General features: G+C 68.3%; 21 protein-coding genes and 4 tRNA genes. 19 read left to right on the top strand and 6 right to left on the bottom strand.

What is annotated here, in order from left to right; all coding sequences use genetic code 11:
• Nucleotides 1–7: 7 nt before the first annotated feature.
• A complete protein-coding gene (menD, locus tag JOE30_RS01040; protein WP_204869027.1) occupies nucleotides 8–1618 on the top strand; it encodes a 2-succinyl-5-enolpyruvyl-6-hydroxy-3-cyclohexene-1-carboxylic-acid synthase in 1611 nt (536 codons plus the stop codon).
• Here the strand turns inward: menD and JOE30_RS01035 are convergent.
• Nucleotides 1615–2115 (bottom strand): DUF2505 domain-containing protein, encoded by a 501-nt coding sequence (locus JOE30_RS01035; protein ID WP_204869026.1) that lies wholly within the window; start codon nucleotides 2113–2115, stop codon nucleotides 1615–1617. The two genes, menD and JOE30_RS01035, sit on opposite strands and share 4 nt — an antisense overlap.
• A 102-nt stretch (nucleotides 2116–2217) precedes the next feature.
• Between JOE30_RS01035 and JOE30_RS01030 the strand changes: the two genes are divergently transcribed.
• The 4 genes from JOE30_RS01030 (at nucleotide 2218) to JOE30_RS01015 (ending at nucleotide 5695) form a co-directional block, all read left to right on the top strand.
• Nucleotides 2218–2682 (top strand): DUF3592 domain-containing protein, encoded by a 465-nt coding sequence (locus JOE30_RS01030; protein WP_239533215.1) that lies wholly within the window; start codon nucleotides 2218–2220, stop codon nucleotides 2680–2682.
• Between the two features lie 87 nt (nucleotides 2683–2769).
• The gene (locus JOE30_RS01025; protein WP_204869025.1) at nucleotides 2770–3915 is read left to right on the top strand and encodes a glycosyltransferase family 1 protein; all 1146 of its coding nucleotides are present in this window, start codon (nucleotides 2770–2772) and stop codon (nucleotides 3913–3915) included.
• Between the two features lie 30 nt (nucleotides 3916–3945).
• Entirely contained in the window at nucleotides 3946–4650 is a 705-nt protein-coding gene (locus JOE30_RS01020; protein ID WP_027504546.1) for a demethylmenaquinone methyltransferase, read from the top strand.
• Nucleotides 4651–4711: 61 nt separating this feature from the next.
• Complete coding sequence (locus JOE30_RS01015) at nucleotides 4712–5695, top strand: hypothetical protein (RefSeq protein WP_204869024.1); 984 nt, start codon at nucleotides 4712–4714, stop codon at nucleotides 5693–5695.
• A 32-nt stretch (nucleotides 5696–5727) separates the two neighbouring features.
• Here the strand turns inward: JOE30_RS01015 and JOE30_RS01010 are convergent, their stop codons facing one another.
• Complete coding sequence (locus JOE30_RS01010; RefSeq protein ID WP_204869023.1) at nucleotides 5728–7005, bottom strand: geranylgeranyl reductase family protein; 1278 nt, start codon at nucleotides 7003–7005, stop codon at nucleotides 5728–5730.
• Nucleotides 7006–7087: 82 nt separating this feature from the next.
• Here JOE30_RS01010 and JOE30_RS01005 point away from each other — a divergent pair, with 82 nt between their 5' ends.
• Together JOE30_RS01005 and htpX are read left to right on the top strand one after the other, a co-directional pair.
• Nucleotides 7088–8122, top strand: coding sequence for a polyprenyl synthetase family protein (locus tag JOE30_RS01005; RefSeq protein ID WP_204869022.1), 1035 nt, complete (start codon nucleotides 7088–7090; stop codon nucleotides 8120–8122).
• A 72-nt stretch (nucleotides 8123–8194) separates the two neighbouring features.
• Nucleotides 8195–9061, top strand: a complete 867-nt coding sequence (gene htpX, locus JOE30_RS01000; protein ID WP_204869021.1) for a zinc metalloprotease HtpX — start codon at nucleotides 8195–8197, stop codon at nucleotides 9059–9061.
• Between the two features lies 1 nt (nucleotide 9062).
• Here htpX and JOE30_RS00995 read toward each other — a convergent pair whose 3' ends face one another.
• Complete coding sequence (locus JOE30_RS00995) at nucleotides 9063–9554, bottom strand: YajQ family cyclic di-GMP-binding protein (RefSeq protein ID WP_056441678.1); 492 nt, start codon at nucleotides 9552–9554, stop codon at nucleotides 9063–9065.
• A gap of 144 nt (nucleotides 9555–9698) precedes the next feature.
• On the opposite strand from JOE30_RS00995, the gene JOE30_RS00990 reads away from it, so the two are divergent.
• The 11 genes from JOE30_RS00990 (at nucleotide 9699) to rplA (ending at nucleotide 14559) form a co-directional block, all read left to right on the top strand.
• Nucleotides 9699–9781: transfer RNA gene (locus JOE30_RS00990), tRNA-Tyr, on the top strand.
• Nucleotides 9782–9951: 170 nt separating this feature from the next.
• Nucleotides 9952–10024 (top strand) — tRNA-Thr (locus JOE30_RS00985).
• A 35-nt stretch (nucleotides 10025–10059) separates the two neighbouring features.
• A tRNA-Met gene (locus JOE30_RS00980) sits at nucleotides 10060–10132 on the top strand.
• 98 nt (nucleotides 10133–10230) lie between these two features.
• On the top strand, nucleotides 10231–10398 hold the full coding sequence (gene rpmG / locus JOE30_RS00975) for a 50S ribosomal protein L33 (protein WP_027504552.1): 168 nt from the start codon (nucleotides 10231–10233) through the stop codon (nucleotides 10396–10398).
• 190 nt (nucleotides 10399–10588) lie between these two features.
• Nucleotides 10589–11143 carry a (3R)-hydroxyacyl-ACP dehydratase subunit HadA gene (gene hadA, locus JOE30_RS00970; protein WP_371831691.1) on the top strand — a complete coding sequence of 185 codons (555 nt, stop codon included), beginning with the start codon at nucleotides 10589–10591 and terminating at the stop codon, nucleotides 11141–11143.
• A complete protein-coding gene (hadB, locus tag JOE30_RS00965) occupies nucleotides 11133–11561 on the top strand; it encodes a (3R)-hydroxyacyl-ACP dehydratase subunit HadB (RefSeq protein ID WP_204869020.1) in 429 nt (142 codons plus the stop codon). Before hadA ends, hadB begins: the two co-directional genes overlap by 11 nt.
• Nucleotides 11562–11694: 133 nt before the next feature.
• Nucleotides 11695–11770 (top strand) — tRNA-Trp (locus JOE30_RS00960).
• An 80-nt stretch (nucleotides 11771–11850) separates the two neighbouring features.
• Nucleotides 11851–12315, top strand: a complete 465-nt coding sequence (gene secE / locus JOE30_RS00955) for a preprotein translocase subunit SecE (protein ID WP_204869019.1) — start codon at nucleotides 11851–11853, stop codon at nucleotides 12313–12315.
• Between the two features lie 70 nt (nucleotides 12316–12385).
• Nucleotides 12386–13240 (top strand): transcription termination/antitermination protein NusG, encoded by an 855-nt coding sequence (gene nusG, locus JOE30_RS00950; RefSeq protein ID WP_204869018.1) that lies wholly within the window; start codon nucleotides 12386–12388, stop codon nucleotides 13238–13240.
• Nucleotides 13241–13318: 78 nt separating this feature from the next.
• Entirely contained in the window at nucleotides 13319–13753 is a 435-nt protein-coding gene (gene rplK, locus JOE30_RS00945) for a 50S ribosomal protein L11 (protein WP_027504556.1), read from the top strand.
• A gap of 86 nt (nucleotides 13754–13839) precedes the next feature.
• A complete protein-coding gene (rplA, locus tag JOE30_RS00940) occupies nucleotides 13840–14559 on the top strand; it encodes a 50S ribosomal protein L1 (RefSeq protein ID WP_027504557.1) in 720 nt (239 codons plus the stop codon).
• Nucleotides 14560–14620: 61 nt separating this feature from the next.
• On the opposite strand, the gene JOE30_RS00935 is transcribed toward rplA, so the two are convergent.
• From JOE30_RS00935 to JOE30_RS00925, 3 genes are all read right to left on the bottom strand, one after another.
• On the bottom strand, nucleotides 14621–15466 hold the full coding sequence (locus JOE30_RS00935; protein WP_239533212.1) for an alpha/beta fold hydrolase: 846 nt from the start codon (nucleotides 15464–15466) through the stop codon (nucleotides 14621–14623).
• 132 nt (nucleotides 15467–15598) lie between these two features.
• The gene (locus tag JOE30_RS00930; protein WP_204869017.1) at nucleotides 15599–17572 is read right to left on the bottom strand and encodes a CocE/NonD family hydrolase; all 1974 of its coding nucleotides are present in this window, start codon (nucleotides 17570–17572) and stop codon (nucleotides 15599–15601) included.
• A gap of 112 nt (nucleotides 17573–17684) precedes the next feature.
• Entirely contained in the window at nucleotides 17685–17882 is a 198-nt protein-coding gene (locus tag JOE30_RS00925) for a hypothetical protein (protein WP_204869016.1), read from the bottom strand.
• Between the two features lie 333 nt (nucleotides 17883–18215).
• On the opposite strand from JOE30_RS00925, the gene rplJ reads away from it, so the two are divergent.
• The gene (rplJ, locus tag JOE30_RS00920; RefSeq protein ID WP_204869015.1) at nucleotides 18216–18770 is read left to right on the top strand and encodes a 50S ribosomal protein L10; all 555 of its coding nucleotides are present in this window, start codon (nucleotides 18216–18218) and stop codon (nucleotides 18768–18770) included.
• Nucleotides 18771–18843 lie beyond the last annotated feature (73 nt).

Here is an 18843-nt window from a genome sequence, read left to right as displayed (position 1 = left end):
TGAAATGGTGAACCCGTCCACGTCTCAAGCCGTCGTCGTCGTCGACGAGATGATCCGCGGCGGCGTCCAGGACGTCGTGCTGTGCCCCGGGTCGCGGAACGCGCCGCTCGCGTTCGCGCTCGAGGCCGCCGACCGTGCCGGTCGCGTCCGCCTGCACATGCGTATCGACGAGCGCACCGCCGGTTTCCTCGCCATCGGACTGGCGGTGTCCGGCCGTCGTCCCGTCCCCGTCGTGATGACGTCCGGCACCGCCGTCGCCAACCTCGGACCCGCTGTCCTCGAGGCGAACTACGCCCGCATTCCGCTGGTCGTGCTCAGTGCGAACCGGCCCTACGAGATGCTCGGCACCGGCGCCAACCAGACGGTCGAGCAACTCGGCCTGTTCGCGGGTCAGGTGCGCGCGACCATCAGCCTCGGTCTCGCCGAGGAGTCCGACCAGGTCAACAGCCAGTGGCGATCGGCCGTGTGCCGCGTCCTCGCCGCGGCCCGTGGAACTCGATCCGGCAACGCCGGCCCGGTCCACTTCGACATGCCGCTGCGCGAGCCCCTCACGCCCGACCTGTCCGACGCCCGCCCGGCCCCGGAGGGACGTCCCGACGGCTCCCCGTGGACCACCACGCAGTACGCGACGCTCGACGTGCCGGTGGATCTGGACCTCTCGGTGGACACCGTCGTCATCTCCGGACACGGTGCCGCCTATCGGCCGGAACTCGCCGGGCTGCCGACGGTGGCCGAGCCGACCGCGCCTCTGCACGGCCACCCGCTCAACCCGCTCGCGCTGGGTGCGCTGTCGCCGCGTCAGGCCATCATCACCGGGCGTCCCACGCTGCATCGGCAGGTCTCGAAGGTGCTGGCCGATCCGGCCGTCTCCGTCATCGCCCTCACCACCGGACCCCGCTGGCCCGACGTCTCGGGCAACGTCGTGGCGACCGGAACTCGCGCGCTGGTCACCGGGACACCGTCACCCGAGTGGCTGCGTCGCTGCGCCGACGCCTCGGAGTCGGCCGATGCCGCGGTCCGCGGTCAGCTCGACACTCTGGCGACTCCCACCGGTCTGCACGTCGCCGCCGCGGTGTCGTCGGCACGTCGGCCGGGTGACCTGCTCGTGCTCGGCGCCTCCAATCCGGTGCGCGACATGGCGCTGGTCAGCTACCCGGCGGAGGACGTCCGGGTGCTGTCCAACCGCGGTGTGGCCGGCATCGACGGCACCGTCTCCACCGCGGTGGGCGCCGCGCTGGCACACGACGGCCGCACCATCGCGCTGATGGGGGACCTGACGTTCCTGCACGATGCGTCCGGGCTGCTCATCGGCACCGGGGAGCCCCGACCGCGGGACCTCACCATCGTCGTCGCGAACGACGACGGTGGCGGCATCTTCGAACTGCTCGAGCAGGGCGATCCCCAGTACGCGGGCGTCTTCGAGCGCGTGTTCGGCACTCCGCACGGCATGGACCTCGCGGCGCTGTGTGCGGCCTACCGGATCCCGCACCGGCGGGTGGATCCCGACGAGCTCGCGAAGCTGCTCACGGGTCACGCCGAGGGCACGCGGGTGCTCGAGGTGACCACCGATCGGTCCGGGCTCCGCGATCTGCACGCCTCGATCCGCGCTGCCCTCTAGGCCCTGTCGGCGAGGTACTCCCGTGCCTGCTTGCTCTCGGAGTGCACCATCTTGCCGATCATCTCGGTGACCATGCCCTCGATCTTGCCGCCGACGAACGGCACCTTCACCTCGGCGGTGCCCGTCAGCGTGAGCCGCGATCCCGTGCCGTGCGGGGTGAGCGCGAAGTTGCCGCGCACCTTCGACGTCAGGCCCGTCGATCCGCCTTCGAGCGTTCCGTTCGCACGGTCGCCCTCGAGCGGTCCCCAGCTGTCCTTGCGCGTGATCACCAGGTCGCCGCGAATCACCTTCCGGACGAACCCCGGCAGCACGGACGCGCCGACCCCCTCGGAGATCACCACGTCGAAGCCGCCGTCGGGCCGGTGCGAGTACTCCACGCTGGCCCGGTCGGAGACCTCCTTGGTTCGCTTGTCCCACAACGCTTCGTCCGTCAAGGCGGAGTGCGCCTGCGCCGGTGTCACGTCGAAGTCCTCGGTGTAACTGAATTTCCGCCCCATGGCGGGAGACGTTACTCGGCGTACCGCTGCCGACGTCCCGCGTGGTGCGGTCGCTAGCCTGGGCTGGTGAACCCTGTCGTCCCGAGCCCGGCCGGTGCCGAGATGTCCGGTGGCGACACGCCTGCTGTCGAGACTGCCGAGGTGACCGAGGCCCCGGTGCGGCGCCGCTCGCGCGTTCCCACCGTTCTCCTGGTCATCGCCACCGTCGTCTCGGTGCTCGCGGTCCTGTTGGTCCTCGCGGCGTGGCGCAACGACCACACCATCTCCTCGGACGAGGGCGTCGCCACGGCCGAGGTGCTGTCGGCCGGACGTCTGCGCTCGGCGGTGACCTTCGTGACTCCCGACGGCGAGATGCACAATCCCAAGCTCGGTGTGCTGTACCCGACCAACCTCGTCGCCGGTCAGCGCATCGACGTCGAGTACTCCCGCAGCGACCCCGACCTGGTGCGGGTCGCCGGCCGTGACGCCTCGGTGGCCGTCGTGCCCGCGCTGTCCGTCATCGTCGTCACCTGGCTGATCGCCGGCCCGTCGATCCTCTACCTGCGGCGCCGCGACGCGCGCGTCTGACCCGGTACCGGAGGGTTCGCCCGGGGTTCGCCCGCTGGTCACGTCGCCCTCGCATCGCGGTCGTCGCGGCGCGGAACAGTCCACGGTGTGCGCATAGCCGTGGTCGCCGAATCGTTCCTGCCTCACGTCAACGGTGTCACCAACTCGATTCTCCGCGTGCTCGAACATGCGGAGTCCGCAGGTCACGACGCCATGATCGTGGCGCCGGACACGCCGGCCGGAGTGCCCGCGGCACCGACCTCGCACGGCTCGTTCCCGGTTCTGCGGGTGCCGTCGGTGATGGTCCCCAAGGTGAGCTCGCTGCCCGTCGGCGTGCCGAGCCCCGGTATGACCGCCGCGCTGCGCTCGTTCGCGCCCGACGTGGTGCACCTGGCATCGCCGTTCTCGCTCGGAGCCGGTGGCCTCGCGGCCGCGCGGAGGCTGGACGTCCCGGCCGTCGCCGTCTATCAGACCGATGTCGCCGGGTTCGCCGAGAGTTACGGTCTCGGGTTGACCTCGCGTGCCTGCTGGGCGTGGACCCGCCGGATCCACAAGGGCAGTGCCCGCACCCTCGCACCGTCGACGTCGGCGATGGACGCACTCGCCGCGCACGGCATCCCCCGCGTGCATCGCTGGGGTCGGGGAGTCGACACCGTGCGCTTCGCGCCGTCGTCGCGGAACGCGGAGCGTCGTGCGCAGTGGGACGCGGGCGACGCGTTGGTGGTGGGCTTCGTCGGCCGGTTGGCGCCGGAGAAGCACGTGGAACGCCTCGCGGTGCTCGAGCGGACACCGGGTGTGCGTGTCGTGATCGTCGGCGACGGCCCGGAGCGCGCGCGGCTCGAGGCGCTGATGCCGTCCGCTGTGTTCACCGGTCAGCTGGGCGGGCAGGCTCTGTCGGAGACCTACGCGTCGTTCGACGTGTTCGCCCACCCCGGCGAGCACGAGACGTTCTGCCAGACCGTCCAGGAGGCGCTCGCGAGCGGTGTTCCCGTGATCGGACCCGACGCCGGCGGCCCCCGCGATCTGGTGAGCCACTGCCGCAACGGGTACCTGCTGCCCGTCGATCGGTACGAGGAGTTGCTGCCGAGCGCCGTGCAGGCCCTCGCCGACCCCACCACGCGTGCGAGGTTCGCCACGTCCGCGCGGAAGTCCGTCCTGCATCGCACCTGGCCCGCGCTGTGCAGCCAGTTGATCGGTCACTACGAGGCGGTCATCGGCACCTCGGACGTGGGACGGCGGACGACGGCGGCCTAGGTGAGTGCGCGGCCCACGTACTGTTCAGGTGTGGCAGCACACGGCTCCAGAGCGCAACTGGACAAGCAACCGCACGACGTCGCGTCCATGTTCGACGGAGTCGCGAAGCGGTACGACCTGACCAACACCGTCCTGTCCTTCGGGCAGGACCGCGGCTGGCGGCGCGCGACACGCGACGCGCTCGCGCTGAAGCCCGGGGAAGCGGTGCTCGACCTCGCGGCCGGGACCGGGGTGTCCACCGAGGAACTCGGCCGGTCCGGCGCCTGGTGCGTCGCCACCGACTTCTCCAAGGGCATGCTCCGCGCGGGCCTCTCGCGCGGCGTCCCGATGATCGCGGGCGACGCGATGCACCTGCCGTACGGCGACGACGTGTTCGACGCTGCGACCATCTCGTTCGGTCTCCGCAATGTGGCCGATCACAACGCCGGCCTCGCCGAGATCCTGCGTGTGGTCCGGCCCGGCGGACGGTTGGTGGTGTGCGAGTTCTCCACACCGGTCTTCCCGGCGTTCCGCACCGTCTACATGGAGTACCTCATGAAGGCGCTCCCGGCCGTCGCCCGCACCGTCAGCAGCAATCCCGACGCCTACGTCTACCTGGCGGAATCCATTCGCGCCTGGCCGGACCAGGCCGAGCTCGCGCGGCGCATGCAGTCCGCGGGATGGGGTCGCGTGCAGTGGCGCAATCTCACCGGCGGCATCGTCACCTTGCACAGCGCCGTGAAACCGGTGTACTGAAAGATACGGAGAACGCACCTATCGGTGTTCTTACCGTGTCCGGATACGGCATGATCTGCGCATGCCCGTACCGGATTGGCTACCCTATGCCACCCTCGCTGCCTCGGCCGTCGCCGCGGGCGGGGCCGGTTGGGCCGTCAGCACCACGCGCATGCACCTCACCAGAGAGACGCGCCGCGCGCGCGAGTTGCGCACCATCCGCGCCGAGCTGACCCACGATTCCGGACGCCAGGCCGTCGAGACGTCGCTGGTACGCGACCAGGTCACCGAGCGCTACCAGGAGTTGTCGGTCGCACTGACCACCTTCCAGCGGGTCTGGATCGACGCCGTACGTCGCCGGACCGCCCCCGATGCGACCGCACTGCCGCCGGGTGCCGACGACCTGCAGGCCGACGTCGACGCCGCCTATCAGGAACTGCTCCGCGTCTCGACGATCACCGTCGTCGTGGCCCGCCAGCGCGTCGCACCGCTTCTCGAGATGCTCATGTCGCTCGATCTCCGGGTGCTGGTGCCCTACTCCACGACGGGTGCGATGCCTGGTCCGGCCGTCGAGCGCCTGAACCGTGAACACGGGTTCCTGATCGAGATCCAGCGTCTGCTGCGTGACGCCATGCGCGCCGACCTCGGTCTGCTCGACGCGAACGACCTGGGCCTGTTGATCATGGACACCAAGCGCGTCGTCGACACGCTCTCGCCGGACCGTCGGTCGATCGGCTTCGGCGCCACCGAGCGCCGCATGGTGGAGTATCTGGCCGAGTTCGGGGTGCGCGTCCTGGCGGGCGGCAACGAGCGCGACTACACGATGGAAGCGGACCGTTTCGCGTTCTACCAGGCCAAGGACCCGGCACTCGCCGGGGCGGTCGAGGCCATCCTGGCGCTGTACGGAGCCGAACTGTCCCTCGCCGTCCACGCCGGACTCGACGAGCAGGCACGGCTGCCGGTGCTGCAACGCGTCGTGGCGTCTCTCGAGTGCGGTTTCCGCGATCGCGACGGGACACTCCTGCCGGACGGCACCACCGTGTACGCCTTCCGGCCGGGACGCTGACCGGGCCCGGCTCGTGAGGCAGCCGAGCACTCTCAGGAGAACGGTGGCCGGTCGTCCACTTTCAGTGACGTCGATCCCGCGGCCCGCCAGGCGCGCGCGACCACGTCGCGATCCTCGTCGGTGATCAGATTGCCCATCACCCGCACGGCGACGGTCATGATCGCGCGCGACCGCATGCCGATCGGCCCCGTGGCGGGCAGGAACCGCGGCACCGTCAGCAGTCCCGCGAGGCGACGAGCGACCGAGAAGCTCTGCCCGTAGTGCTCGCGGAGCACCGCCGGCCACACGTCCGTCAGGTCTGCGCCGCCGAGGTGCTCGGCGATCAGCCGGCCGCCCTCGAGTCCGTAGTCGATGCCTTCACCGTTGAGCGGATTCACGCAGGCCGCCGCGTCGCCGACGAGCGCCCAGTTGGGGCCCGCCACGTCCGAGACCGCGCCGCCCATCGGCAGCAGGGCGGACTGCACGCGCCGCACACCGCCACTCAGACCCCACTCCGACTCTCGTTGTGACGCATAGAGATTCAGGAGAGGTCGCAGCGCGCCGGCAGCCGGGCGCTTCGAGGTGGCGAGCGTCCCCACCCCCACGTTGACCTCGCCGGTGCCCTCGTCGTTCACGCCCAGCGGGAACACCCACCCGTAGCCGGCCTGCAGGGTGCCCTCCCCGTCGCGGAGCTCGAGGTGCGAGGTGATCCACTCGTCCTCACTGCGGTCACTCGTGACGTACGCGCGTGCCGCCACCCCGAACGCGGTGTCGCGGTGCCACGTACGGCCGAGGATCTTGCCGAGCGGCGAGCGCACTCCGTCCGCCACGATCAGCGTGCGGCAGGCCACGGCGACAGGGCCGTCGGCGGTGTCGAACATCACCTCGGTGACCCGCCCGCTCACCAGTACCGCGTCGACGGCCTTGGCGTTCTCCATCATCACCGCGCCGTCGTCGACGGCCACCCGGCGGATCCGGTCGTCCAACTCGGTACGCGGTACCGCGGAACCGATGTCGGGCAGGGAGCCACCCGGCCACGGCAATGTGAGTTCCTGACCGAATCCGGTGAGGCGTAGGCCACGATTGACCGCCCGCGAGCGCACCCACTCACCGAGTCCCAGCTCGTCGAGCTCGGCCACGGCACGCGGCGTGAGTCCGTCACCGCAGGTCTTGTCGCGCGGGAACGTGGCGGCGTCCGCGAGAATCGTGTCGTGACCAGCACGTACGGACCAGGCCGCGGCGGCGCTGCCCGCGGGTCCCGCTCCGACGACGAGAACGTCGGTCACGCGTCGAGTTCCCGGTGTCACACCCTGTGCGCGTCCATCCGTCATCGTTCCATCTTGCAGGCACGATAGGTTGGAGGCAGACGCGGCGCCGAGGCCCGGAGCCGCGCGGGGTGTTCGACGACGAGAAATGGGTGCGAGCGCGGTGACCGAGACGAGTGCGAGTGGGGCCACCGTGGTGGCGGGCGTGGATCTCGGGAACGCGGAGTTCGCGGAGATCGTGCGCGCGGCGATGGCCGAGGTCGAGAGCCTGCTCGTGACCGAGCTGTCCGACGGTGAGGACTTCCTCACCGAGGCGGCGCTGCACCTCGCCAAGGCCGGCGGCAAGCGGTTCCGTCCGCTGTTCACCATCCTCACCGGTCAGCTCGGCCCCAAGGCGTCCAGCCCGGACATCGTCACCGCGGCCACCGTGCTCGAGATGGTGCACCTCGCGACGCTCTATCACGACGACGTCATGGACGAGGCCGCCATGCGTCGCGGCGTGGAATCCGCCAATGCGCGCTGGGGCAACAGTGTCGCCATCCTCGCGGGCGACTACCTGTTCGCGCACGCGTCCCGCCTGGTCTCGACGCTGGGCCCGTCCGCCGTGCGCACCATCGCCGAGACGTTCGCCGCGCTGGTCACGGGCCAGATGCGCGAGACGATCGGCAGCAAGCCCGACCAGGATCCCGTCGATCACTACCTCACCACGGTGTGGGAGAAGACGGGTTCGCTCATCGCGACGAGCGGTCGCTTCGGCGGCACGTTCTCCGGGGGCGACGACGAGCACGTCGAGCGGCTCGAGCGGCTCGGCGACGCGGTGGGCACCGCGTTCCAGATCTCCGACGACATCATCGACATCTCGTCCGCCGCGTCGGACTCCGGCAAGACGCCGGGCACCGACCTGCGCGAGGGCGTCCACACGCTGCCCGTGCTGTTCGCGCTGCGCGACGAGGGTGCGGACGGCGACCGGCTCCGCCACCTGCTGCGCGGTCCCATCACCGACGACGCGGAGGTGGCCGAGGCGTTGACTCTGCTGGGTCGTTCGCCGGGCATGGCCAAGGCACGCGAGACGCTCGACACCTACGCCCAGCGGGCGCGCACCGAGTTGGACGCCCTGCCGCAGGGCCCGGCCAACGACGCGCTGCGCAAGTTGGTCGAGTACACGGTCGCCCGCATCAGCTGACGGGAACTACCCGCGTCACCTCGGTCGTTGTGCGTGCAGGAAGCACGGCGGCGAGAGGATCGGCGACACACGATGAAGTTCGCGAACGGCATGAAGACGTTCGGCCTGATGGTCGGGATGTCGGCTCTGATCGTCTTCGTCGGCGCTCTGTTCCAGAACTCGACCATCCTGGTGATCGCGGTGGTCCTGGCCGTCGGCATGAACGGGTACGCCTACTTCAACAGCGACAAGCTGGCGCTCGAATCGATGCACGCCCAGCCGATCACCGAGGTCGAGTACCCGCGCATCTTCGCGATCGTCCGCGAACTGGCCACCGCGGCGCACCAGCCCATGCCGCGGCTCTACATCAGCCCCACCAACGCCCCCAACGCGTTCGCCACGGGACGCAATCCGCGCAACGCCGCGGTGTGCTGCACCAGCGGCATCCTGGCGCTGCTGAACGAGCGTGAGCTGCGCGCGGTCCTCGGTCACGAGCTCTCGCACGTCTACAACCGCGACATCCTGATCTCGTCCGTGGCGGGCGCCATGGCGGCCGTGGTGTCCGGACTCGCGAACTTCGCGTTCTTCGCCAACGCCTTCGGCGGGCGCGGGAACGGGCAGGGCGCCAACCCGCTGGCCCTGCTGCTGGTGTCGATGCTCGGACCGATCGCGGCGTCCCTGGTCAAGCTGGCCGTGTCCCGCTCGCGGGAGTACCAGGCGGACCAGTCGGGTGCCGAGCTCACCGGGGACCCCCTGGCACTGGCCTCCGCGCTCCGCAAGCTGCAGAGCGGCACCCAGGCCGCCCCGCTGCCCCCCGAGCCGCGCCTCACGGCCCAGTCGCACCTGATGATCGCCAACCCGTTCCGGGCGGGTGACCGGGCGAGCAAGCTGTTCTCCACGCACCCCCCGATGGAGGAGCGCATCGCCCGCCTCGAGCGCATGGCGGGCCCCTACAGCTGAGTCAGCGGTAGTTGACGAACTGCAGGGCGATGCCGAAGTCCTCGCCCTTGAGCAGCTGCTGAACGGCCTGGAGGTCGTCGCGCTTCTTGCTGCTCACCCGCAGTTCCTCGCCCTGGATCTGCGCCTTGACGCCCTTGGGACCCTCGTCGCGGATCTTCTTCGAGATCTTCTTGGCGTTCTCGGTGGTGATGCCCTGCACCAGCGTGCCGGTGATCTTGTAGGTCTTGCCCGACTGCACGGGATCGCCGGCGTCGAAGGCCTTGAGCGAGATGTCGCGTCGGATGAGCTTTTCCTTGAAGACGTCCAGAGCGGCCTTGGCGCGCTCCTCGGCCTCGGCGGTGATGACGATGGCCTCGTCTCCGGACCACTCGATGCTCGCACCGGTGCCGCGGAAGTCGAAGCGGGTCGACAGTTCCTTGCCGGCCTGGTTCAGAGCGTTGTCGACCTCCTGGCGGTCCACCTTGCTCACGACGTCGAACGACGAATCAGCCACTGACAACACTCCTTCGTGCGTGATCGGTACGGTGCCGACGGTAGCGTGTCCAGCCGGTTTGCCATCGAGGGGTGCGGTCGTTGTATTCTGCGTATCGCACCTGGAGCGGTCACTCGACGAGTGTCCGGCGCCATGGAGCATCCCGGCAGATTGCCCGAGCGGCCAATGGGAGCGGACTGTAAATCCGTCGGCTTATGCCTACGTAGGTTCGAATCCTACATCTGCCACACCCGACGAGACCCCGGCGAGAATCCTCGCCGGGGTCTCGTCGTCCGGGTGGGGACAGCGGTACGCGAAACGCCGTGTGCAACTCGTTCACCAGGCAATTTGGCGAGCGGTCTGACCCCTGTGTAATGTCTTCGAAGGCTTCGACGTGCACCTCGTGTGCGCCGATCCTGCCCCCTTAGCTCAGTCGGTAGAGCGTTTCCATGGTAAGGAAAAGGTCAACGGTTCGATTCCGTTAGGGGGCTCGCGGGACCGTGCGCCGGCCGGCGTCCGGCACCGAGGCGGTGTAGCTCAGTCGGTAGAGCAAACGACTCATAATCGTTGTGTCGCCGGTTCAAGTCCGGCCATCGCTACTCGACAGAGGACTCCGCCGCTGCTGCGCGCAGTGGGGTCCGGTATTCATGACCGACGCAGCACCCGTATCGCGCTCTACCCGAAAGCAGGCATCGACGTGGCCTCCTCCACTGACGTTCGGCCCAAGATCACCTTGGCGTGCGAGGTGTGCAAGCACCGTAATTACATCACCAAGAAGAATCGCCGCAACGATCCCGATCGCCTCGAGATCAAGAAGTTCTGCCCCAACTGCGGAACTCATCGCGCGCACCGCGAATCTCGCTGATCATTCGCACGTCAGCGCTGCCCCGGCACAGTCGCCGGGGCAGCGCTGACGTGTGTTCAGGTGCCGGTGACCCAGTCGGCTCGGCGCCGTCCGTCTCGAACTCGCCCGACAGAGCCGTCCGGACTGTCTCTCGTCCCACGCTCGGGTGTCCCGTGGTGAGTTCCACATCATTCTCGGGGGAGTCGACGACGTGACAGTCACCGCAACCGCTACCGATCGAGGCGACACGCCTGCCGTCGATCCGGCGGTGCACACCGCCAGCATGGTCGGGCACCACTACCGCATGCCCGACTTCTACGAGATCGGGCGCGAGAAGGTGCGCGAGTACTCGCGAGCCGTGCAGAACGATCATCCCGCGCACTCCTCGGAGGACGCCGCGGCCGAGCTCGGGTACGAGCATCTCGTCGCACCGGCCACCTTCATCTCGGTCGTCGGCATCATCGCGCAGAAGGCCATGTTCGACGAGGTCATCACCGGGTACGACCTGTCGCAGATCATGCAGGCGGATCAGCGTCTCGAGTTCCACCGTCCGATCGTGGCGGGGGACCGCCTGACCGTCGACGTGAGCCTGGAGTCCTTCCGCCAGATGGGTGGAAGCGACATCATCATCACGAAGAACATGGTCACGGACGAGGCCGGCAAGGACGTCATGACGTCCTGGACGACGCTCGTGGCGAAGACCGGCGGCGGTTCCGACCAGGATGCGCTGGAGATGGCGAAAGGTGTCATGAAGCATGACTCGTAAGCAGTTCGACGAGGTCACCGTCGGCGACGATCTTCCCGAGCGCACCTACGAGCTCACCCGCGGTGACCTCGTCAACTACTCGGGCGTCTCCGGCGATCCCAACCCGATCCACTGGAGCGACCCGGTCGCGCGCACGCTGGCCGGTCTCTCGGACGTCGTCGCTCACGGCATGCTCACCATGGGACTCGGCGCCGGCTTCGTCACCGACTGGTCGGGTGACCCGGGCGCCATCACCGAGTACAACGTGCGCTTCACCAGCCCGGTGCTGGTCAAGGAGACGGAGCCGGCCAAGGTCGATTTCACGGGTCGCATCAAGTCGGTCGACGCGGACACCCGCAAGGCCGTCGTTGCGATCACCGCGAAGTACGAGGGCAAGAAGATCTTCGGTCGCGCCGTCGCGACCGTCCAGCTGGCCTGATCCGGTCCCTCCGATCGCCCGCGCGAGTCAGCGATTTCGGGGGCGTCCGCGCGTGCAGTACACTGAGATCTCCGGGGTCGTACAGCGCTGTGCGCTGTCCGTCGCCGGTACGGCCGGGTCTCGATCCGGCCGAAGGGGCGTAGCTCAATTGGTAGAGCAACGGTCTCCAAAACCGTAGGTTGCAGGTTCAAGTCCTGTCGCCCCTGCCACGTTCGAATGCGGTGGTTCGGACAGTGGTCATGCAGAGCATTCGAGTGCAGACACCCTGCCGACGACCGAGAGGAACGACGTGAGCGATCAGCGCGGCGCGCGCGACAGCAGCTCCGACGGGTCCGAGGACCTCGGTGCGGACGATGCTGTCGCCGCCGACGATGCTGTCACCGCCCACGATGCTGCCTCCGAGTCGGCGCGGCCCACCGGTAAGCGCGCGGCCCGTCGGACCCGGTCTGCGGACGACGCACCGTCGCTGACCAAGAGTGCCGGCGCCACGACCACCCCGGGCAAGTCCGTCGCGACCGCCTCGCGCGTCGAGGGTCGCACCCGCGCCGAGGCGACGCCGAAGATGAACATCTTCAAGCGGCTCCGCAAGTTCCTCCGCGAGGTCGTCGCCGAGCTGCGCAAGGTCATCTGGCCCAATCGCAAGCAGATGGTCACCTACACCGCTGTGGTGTTGGTGTTCGTGACGTTCATGGTGGCCTACATCAGTGGGCTGGACCTGGCGTTCATCAGGGGAGTGCAGTGGTTGTTCGGCTGAGGCCGGACACGCAGGTCCGCACGACCACCCCGAGTACGACCGGAACGATTACAGGAAGCGAGTGCCTTTCGTGAGCACGCCCCATAACGACGCCACCGAAGTGGCCGCCTACGACGCTCAGGTCGAGGCGACCAAGCAGGGCCTCGAAGCGGAGCAGGCCGCACAGGACCGCGAGACCGACGAGGCCATCGCGGCCGACGTCGCTGCTGCGACCGGTGACACCGACGAGACCGAGACCGCCGACGCCGTCGACGCCGATGTGGACACCGTGGTCGCCGACGACGCTCCCATCGACGCGGAGCCGGTCGACCCTGTCGCCGAGATGAAGGCTGCGCTGCGGCGCGCCCCCGGCGACTGGTACGTCATCCACTCGTACGCCGGATACGAGAACAAGGTGAAGACCAACCTCGAGACCCGCGTCCAGAACCTCGACGTCGGTGACTACATTTTCCAGGTGGAAGTTCCCACCGAGGAGGTCACCGAGATCAAGAACGGCCAGCGCAAGCAGGTCAACCGCAAGGTGCTGCCGGGCTACATCCTGGTGCGCATGGAACTGAACGACGAGTCCTGGGGTGCTGTCCGCAACACTCCCGGTGTCACCGGCTTCGTCGGCGCCACGTCGCGCCCGTCCCCGTTGACCATCAACGAGGTCGTCAAGTTCCTCATGCCGCAGGAGGACAAGAAGAAGGCCACCGCCGGCGCCGCCACCGGTGCCGAGGGTGCGGGCGAGACGTCGTCGAAGCCGGCCATCGAGGTCGACTTCGAGGTCGGCGAGTCCGTCACCGTCATGGACGGCCCCTTCGCCACGCTTCCCGCCAGCATCAGCGAGGTCAACGCCGAGCAGCAGAAGCTCAAGGTGCTGGTGTCCATCTTCGGCCGCGAGACTCCGGTCGAGCTGGGCTTCACCCAGGTCGCAAAGATCTAGGGCGCTCAGAACCCCCCCACAACTTGCAGGCAGTACCGCAAGACATCCGAGAACCACGCAACAACCTAGGAATCACAGATGCCCCCCAAGAAGAAGAAGCTAGCCGGGATCATCAAGCTTCAGATCCAGGCCGGTCAGGCCAACCCGGCACCGCCCGTGGGCCCCGCCCTCGGTCAGCACGGCGTCAACATCATGGAGTTCTGCAAGGCGTACAACGCTGCGACAGAGTCGCAGCGTGGCAACGTCGTGCCGGTGGAGATCTCGGTCTACGAGGACCGGACCTTCGACTTCAAGCTGAAGACCCCGCCTGCTGCCAAGCTGCTGCTCAAGGCAGCCGGCGTCGCCAAGGGTTCGGGCGAGCCGCACAAGACCAAGGTCGCCACGGTGACCATGGATCAGGTGCGCGAGATCGCCAAGACCAAGGCCGAGGATCTGAACGCCAACGACATCGACCAGGCCGCGAAGATCATCGCCGGCACTGCTCGTTCGATGGGTATCACGGTCGAAGGCTGAGCCACCGGCTCACCAGCTCCACAGCATCACGTGGGAGAGCCGGCCAGGCTCGTCAACCACGCTCCGAACAACGAACGGACATCATCATGGCAAAGCGCAGCAAGGCCTACGAGGCCGCAGCAGCGAAGATCGATCAGGACCAGCTCTACTCGCCGCTCTCGGCGGCGAAGCTGGCCAAGGACACCGCGTCGAGCAAGTTCGATCCGACCGTCGAGGTCGCGATGCGTCTCGGCGTCGATCCCCGCAAGGCGGACCAGATGGTGCGCGGCACCGTCAACCTGCCCCACGGCACCGGTAAGACCGCCCGCGTCATCGTCTTCGCCGCAGGCGCGAAGGCCGACGAGGCCGTCGCCGCCGGTGCGGACGAGGTCGGCGCAGAGGACCTGATCGAGCGGATCCAGGGCGGATGGCTGGAGTTCGACGCAGCGATCGCCACCCCTGACCAGATGGCCAAGGTCGGCCGCATCGCCCGCGTTCTCGGACCGCGTGGCCTGATGCCGAACCCGAAGACGGGCACGGTCACCAACGACGTCACCAAGGCCGTCGGCGACATCAAGGGCGGCAAGATCAACTTCCGCGTCGACAAGCAGGCCAACCTGCACTTCGTCATCGGCAAGGCGTCGTTCGACGACGCCAAGCTGGTGGAGAACTACGGCGCGGCCCTGGACGAGATCCTGCGTGCGAAGCCGTCGTCGGCCAAGGGCCGTTACGTCAAGAAGATCACGGTCTCGACCACCACCGGACCGGGCATCCCGGTGGACCCGAACCGTACTCGGAACCTCCTCGAGGACGACGCGACCGCCTGAGTCACTCGTAGCACCGAAGAAGGCCGGCACCCCGCGAGGGGTGCCGGCCTTCTTCGCGTTCTCAGGCCTTGGCGACGTTCGTGAGAATCGCGTCGACCACCCGGTCCACCAGGGCGTTCGGGATGTCGTGCGCCATGCCGTCGATGAGCACCAGCTCGGACCCGGCCACGTGCCGCGCGATGGCCTTCCCGCCGGCGGGACGCACGAGGGGATCCGCGGTGCCGTGGATGACGACGGTCGGCGCCGTGATCCGCTTCGTGTACTTCGCGAGGCTCCCGGTTCCGGTGATCGCCGCGAGCTGGCGGACGATGCCGGCCGGGTAGTAGCCGCGGTCGTACGCCTCGGTCGCGTCGGCGACACGTTCGTCCCGCGTGGTGGGGAACTGCTTGCTGCCGATCGTCTGGAACGTCGTCGCCTGGTGTTCGATGATCTGCTCCCTCGTCGCGTTCTTGGGCGGCGGCCTGAGCAGTGGCGCGAGCGCACGGACGTCCGGCGGCGGCAGGAACGCCTCGTTGGTGCTGGAGAAGAGGATGGAGACCGAGCGGATGCGCTCCGGGTGCGACCCCGCGACCACCTGGGTGATCATGCCGCCCATCGAGGCGCCGACGATGTGGGCCGACTCGATGCCCAGGTGATCGAGCAGGCCGACGGTGTCCTCGGCCATGTCCACCACCGTGTACGGAACCGAGCTCGACTGCCCGAGTTCGTGGCGGACCAGTCGCAACAGGATGTTCCCCGTGACGCGCTGCCCGTCGAGCTTGCCCGAGAGTCCGATGTCTCGGTTGTCGAAGCGGATCACGCGGTAGCCGGCGTCGATCAGCTTGCGGCAGAACGGCATCGACCACGTGAGCAGCTGGCAGCCCAGTCCCATGACGAGCAGGATCGGCGGGTTCTCGATGTCGCCCATGTCCTCGTAGGCGATGTCGACTGCGCCGACCGAGGCGGTGCCGGCGCGTACCTCCACCTCGGTCTCGTAGGTCTCGGAACGGCGGGTCTCGGATCGGCCGGTCTCGGGTGTGCCTGTCATACGTGGTTCTCCTTACCAGCCGGGCTCACCGAGCAGCGGCAACGTGATGAAACTGGGGTCCGTCGGGTCGAGGTCGACGTCCTGCGGTCGCCATCGGGTGCGGAGGCGATCGGGCAGGATCGGCACGAATCGAGGCGCGTCGGCCGCGAAGATGTCGAGTCGCAGGCGGTGTCCGGGGTGCAGGACCGCCTCGGTCGAGAGTAGTTCGATGTCGAGGACGATCGGTTCGCCGGGGACCACGGGGAGCAGTGACTCGCGCGTGAGCGGATGGTGAGCCACCAGGTAGTCACCCGACTCGGTGCGGACGCTCTCCCCGTCGTCGATCGCGCGGCGCGACGCCAGCAGCGCACCGTTGGTGAGCACGGTGGGAGTGCCGTCGGGGGCGACGTCGCACAGCATCACGGCCCACATCGACTCGCGGGCGCGCGCGACGGTGCGGACGTGGACGTTGGCGGGGCCCGAGTAGACGACGGTGGTCACGACGGGAGGTGTGGTGAACGTGAGCGCGTCGCCCTCCGCGAAGCGGTTGTCGTAGGTGAAGCCACCGCCGAGAACGGCCGGAACGCCGGCCAGTACCTGCGTGGTGTCGCGGGAGACGACGGTGCGGAACCCCGGCTTCACCGTCAGACGGGCCGTGCCGGTCGGGGCCTCGAAGTGCAGGGACCCGTCGTGCCGACTGTGCGACGCGGTGCCGGACGAGTCGGCGCTCAGGTAGAGACGCCGAGCCACGGCAGCAGGCGCCGGGAACCGGCCGTGCGCCGCCCACCCGCCGCCCTGTTGACGTAGCGTGACCGGGCCGTAGCGGTCGATGCCGTTGTCGATACCGCGCAGCCACTTGTCGAACCAGGCCCGTTCGAGCACGTCGAGTCGCGGCGGAAACCCGGGTTCACCGAAGCCGATACCGGGGTTGCCGTGGTACCCGTCGCCCACCAGAAGTTGTTTGCGTCCGCGTTCGACGGTGAGCCGGTTGTACATGTCGGGTGCCGCGCCGCCGAAGATGTCGTGCCAGCAGCCGTAGAGGAACGTGGGGACCGCGATGTCCTCGATGGTGGGATCGATGGTGTCGAAGGACGGGTCGTCGTAGATGCGCGGGTCCGACCCGGTGAGGAACCCGTTCACCAGATTGCTGATGTTGGTGGCGGGGGATCGTACGCGATCCGCGAGCCAGCCGACTCCGCCGCGTCGCAGGATCTGTACTGCCGGAACCCATTTGAGGGTGTTCACGGCGGTGAGCCACAGGGGGATGAAGAGCGACGGTGCGCCGCCGGTGGCGAAGATCTCGCGGACGATGTCCTCGGAACCCTCGACGGCGAACACGGCGTCCGGTCCCGCGCTGCCCGCGGCGGCGGCCTGCAGGGAGTTGATGGCGGAGTAGGAGATGCCGGCCATACCGACGCGCCCGTCGCACCACGGCGACGCCCGGATCCACTCGAGGATCTCCAGGGTGTCGAGCTGTTCACGCGGGCCGAGGGTGTCCCACACGCCGGACGAGGAACCGGTGCCGCGCGCGTCGACGATGACCTGCACGTAGCCGCTGCGGACGAGATGACGATTCACGGTGAGCAGGTCCGCCGCACCGCCCGCGACGACACGGGTGATCTCGGAGATGCCGTCGAACGGGGTCCCCGAGAGATCGACGGACCGAGACACGCGCCGCAGTGCCGGTCCCAGCACGGGAGCGGCGAGGAGTGCGTCGATCGAGTCGAGCAGGACCGAGTTGTACGGAGTGATGTTGAGGACGACCGGGAAGCGGGACGAGACGGACCGTCCACTCGCGTCGGCGGGCAACACGACGATGGCGCGGAGAACGGCACCGTCGGTCATCGTGACGGCGGCGCCGCGGTCGATGTGCACACGGGGGAACTCCGGAGCGGACTCCACGAGTTCTGCCCATGCTCGACCGTCGGCGCCGCCGGTGGGATCTCGGTGGAAGGGCGAGACGACGTGCTCGGGTTGCACCAGTGCATGAGCCGATGTCGTCGTCATGAACGTCGAGTCAACCTCATGGCTGTGACACGCGGTACACAACACGCCATTCCCGGTCCTTCGACAACGACGAGGACACGCCGTCGTTCGATGTCACCAGACGAGTACGGTGCTACTTCCCGCCCTCGGGAGTTCCCTCGCTGTCACTGAAGAACGCCCATTCGCCGTCGTGCTCCACCTCGAGACGCCAGCCGAGCTCGGCGTCGTCGGACTTGCTCTCCTTGAACCAGCTGTGGGCGTCGGTGGAGTTGGGGATCTCCTTGGTGGCGACGACGGATCCGGTGGGGTCGAGTACGCGATAATTGGCCATGCTCGTGGTGTTCCCGCGCGGCTCGTGTTCCAACCTCGGGAGCCTCGGCAGCGGTGATTTGGGCTGCTGTACGACCCCGGGGTACCCTTGTCGACGGAGCTCACCTCATGTGGGTTCCACCTGATCTGTTCCACCCAAGACCGTTGGTCATCGTCCGCTCTCCGGAGAAGGCGATTGAAGGTCCGGCCGAGCCGGCGACCCACGCAGGAGGACCGAGGACCAGGAATTCGTGCAGGCTCGTCTGCATGCATTCTCACGCCCCGTGTGCCCTGCACCGGGGCGTTTCTGCTTGTTCGGGCCGGGCCGACTCGACGCAACGAGAGGAGGCGAAGTATGGCAAAGGCTGAGAAGGTATCCGCGGTCGCGGAGATCTCCGAGCAGTTCAAGGGCGCCACGGCGGCCGTCGTCACGGAATACCGTGGCTTGTCGGTCACCCGTCTGACGGAGCTCCGTCGGGCCCTCGGTACCGGAGCTACGTACTCCGTCGCCAAGAACACCCTGGTCAAGCGTGCCGCAGCTGATGCTGGCATCGAAGGCCTCGACGACTTGTTCGTCGGCCCGACCGCCATCGCATTCATCGATGGTGAGCCGGTCGACGCTGCCAAGGCGATCAAGCAGTTCGCCAAGGACAACAAGGCGCTCGTCATCAAGGGCGGCTACATGGACGGCCGCGCGCTGTCCGTGGACGAGGTCAACAGGATCGCGGATCTCGAATCCCGCGAGGTCCTGCTGGCCAAGCTGGCCGGTGCGATGAAGGGCAACCTGGCAAAGGCCGCAGGCCTGTTCAACGCTCCCGCTTCGCAGGTCGCGCGTCTCGCGGCTGCGCTGCAGGAGAAGAAGGCTGCAGAAGAGGGCGCTTCGGCGCCGGAAGCCGCAGCTGCCGAATAGCTGATCCGCAAGGACTGCACACCACCCCGTGTGGCCGGCCTCCGGCCTGCACGCAATCTCCTGTCCCCGGATC

The organism is Rhodococcus sp. PvP016 (assembly GCF_017832185.1).
In the GTDB taxonomy this organism is placed as follows: domain Bacteria; phylum Actinomycetota; class Actinomycetes; order Mycobacteriales; family Mycobacteriaceae; genus Rhodococcoides.
This window is presented reverse-complemented; position numbering and strand designations above follow the sequence as displayed.

What these genes read in the sequence shown, in the direction of transcription:
- JOE30_RS01035 (WP_204869026.1), bottom strand. Translation starts at nt 2,115, where the DNA reads ATGGGGCGGAAATTCAGTTACACCGAGGACTTCGACGTGACACCGGCG.
- JOE30_RS01030 (WP_239533215.1), top strand. Translation starts at nt 2,218, where the DNA reads ATGTCCGGTGGCGACACGCCTGCTGTCGAGACTGCCGAGGTGACCGAG.
- JOE30_RS01015 (WP_204869024.1), top strand. Translation starts at nt 4,712, where the DNA reads ATGCCCGTACCGGATTGGCTACCCTATGCCACCCTCGCTGCCTCGGCC.
- JOE30_RS01010 (WP_204869023.1), bottom strand. Translation starts at nt 7,005, where the DNA reads ATGACGGATGGACGCGCACAGGGTGTGACACCGGGAACTCGACGCGTG.
- JOE30_RS01005 (WP_204869022.1), top strand. Translation starts at nt 7,088, where the DNA reads ATGGGTGCGAGCGCGGTGACCGAGACGAGTGCGAGTGGGGCCACCGTG.
- htpX (WP_204869021.1), top strand. Translation starts at nt 8,195, where the DNA reads ATGAAGTTCGCGAACGGCATGAAGACGTTCGGCCTGATGGTCGGGATG.
- hadB (WP_204869020.1), top strand. Translation starts at nt 11,133, where the DNA reads ATGACTCGTAAGCAGTTCGACGAGGTCACCGTCGGCGACGATCTTCCC.
- rplK (WP_027504556.1), top strand. Translation starts at nt 13,319, where the DNA reads ATGCCCCCCAAGAAGAAGAAGCTAGCCGGGATCATCAAGCTTCAGATC.
- rplA (WP_027504557.1), top strand. Translation starts at nt 13,840, where the DNA reads ATGGCAAAGCGCAGCAAGGCCTACGAGGCCGCAGCAGCGAAGATCGAT.
- JOE30_RS00935 (WP_239533212.1), bottom strand. Translation starts at nt 15,466, where the DNA reads ATGGGCGACATCGAGAACCCGCCGATCCTGCTCGTCATGGGACTGGGC.
- JOE30_RS00930 (WP_204869017.1), bottom strand. Translation starts at nt 17,572, where the DNA reads ATGACGACGACATCGGCTCATGCACTGGTGCAACCCGAGCACGTCGTC.
- JOE30_RS00925 (WP_204869016.1), bottom strand. Translation starts at nt 17,882, where the DNA reads ATGGCCAATTATCGCGTACTCGACCCCACCGGATCCGTCGTCGCCACC.
- rplJ (WP_204869015.1), top strand. Translation starts at nt 18,216, where the DNA reads ATGGCAAAGGCTGAGAAGGTATCCGCGGTCGCGGAGATCTCCGAGCAG.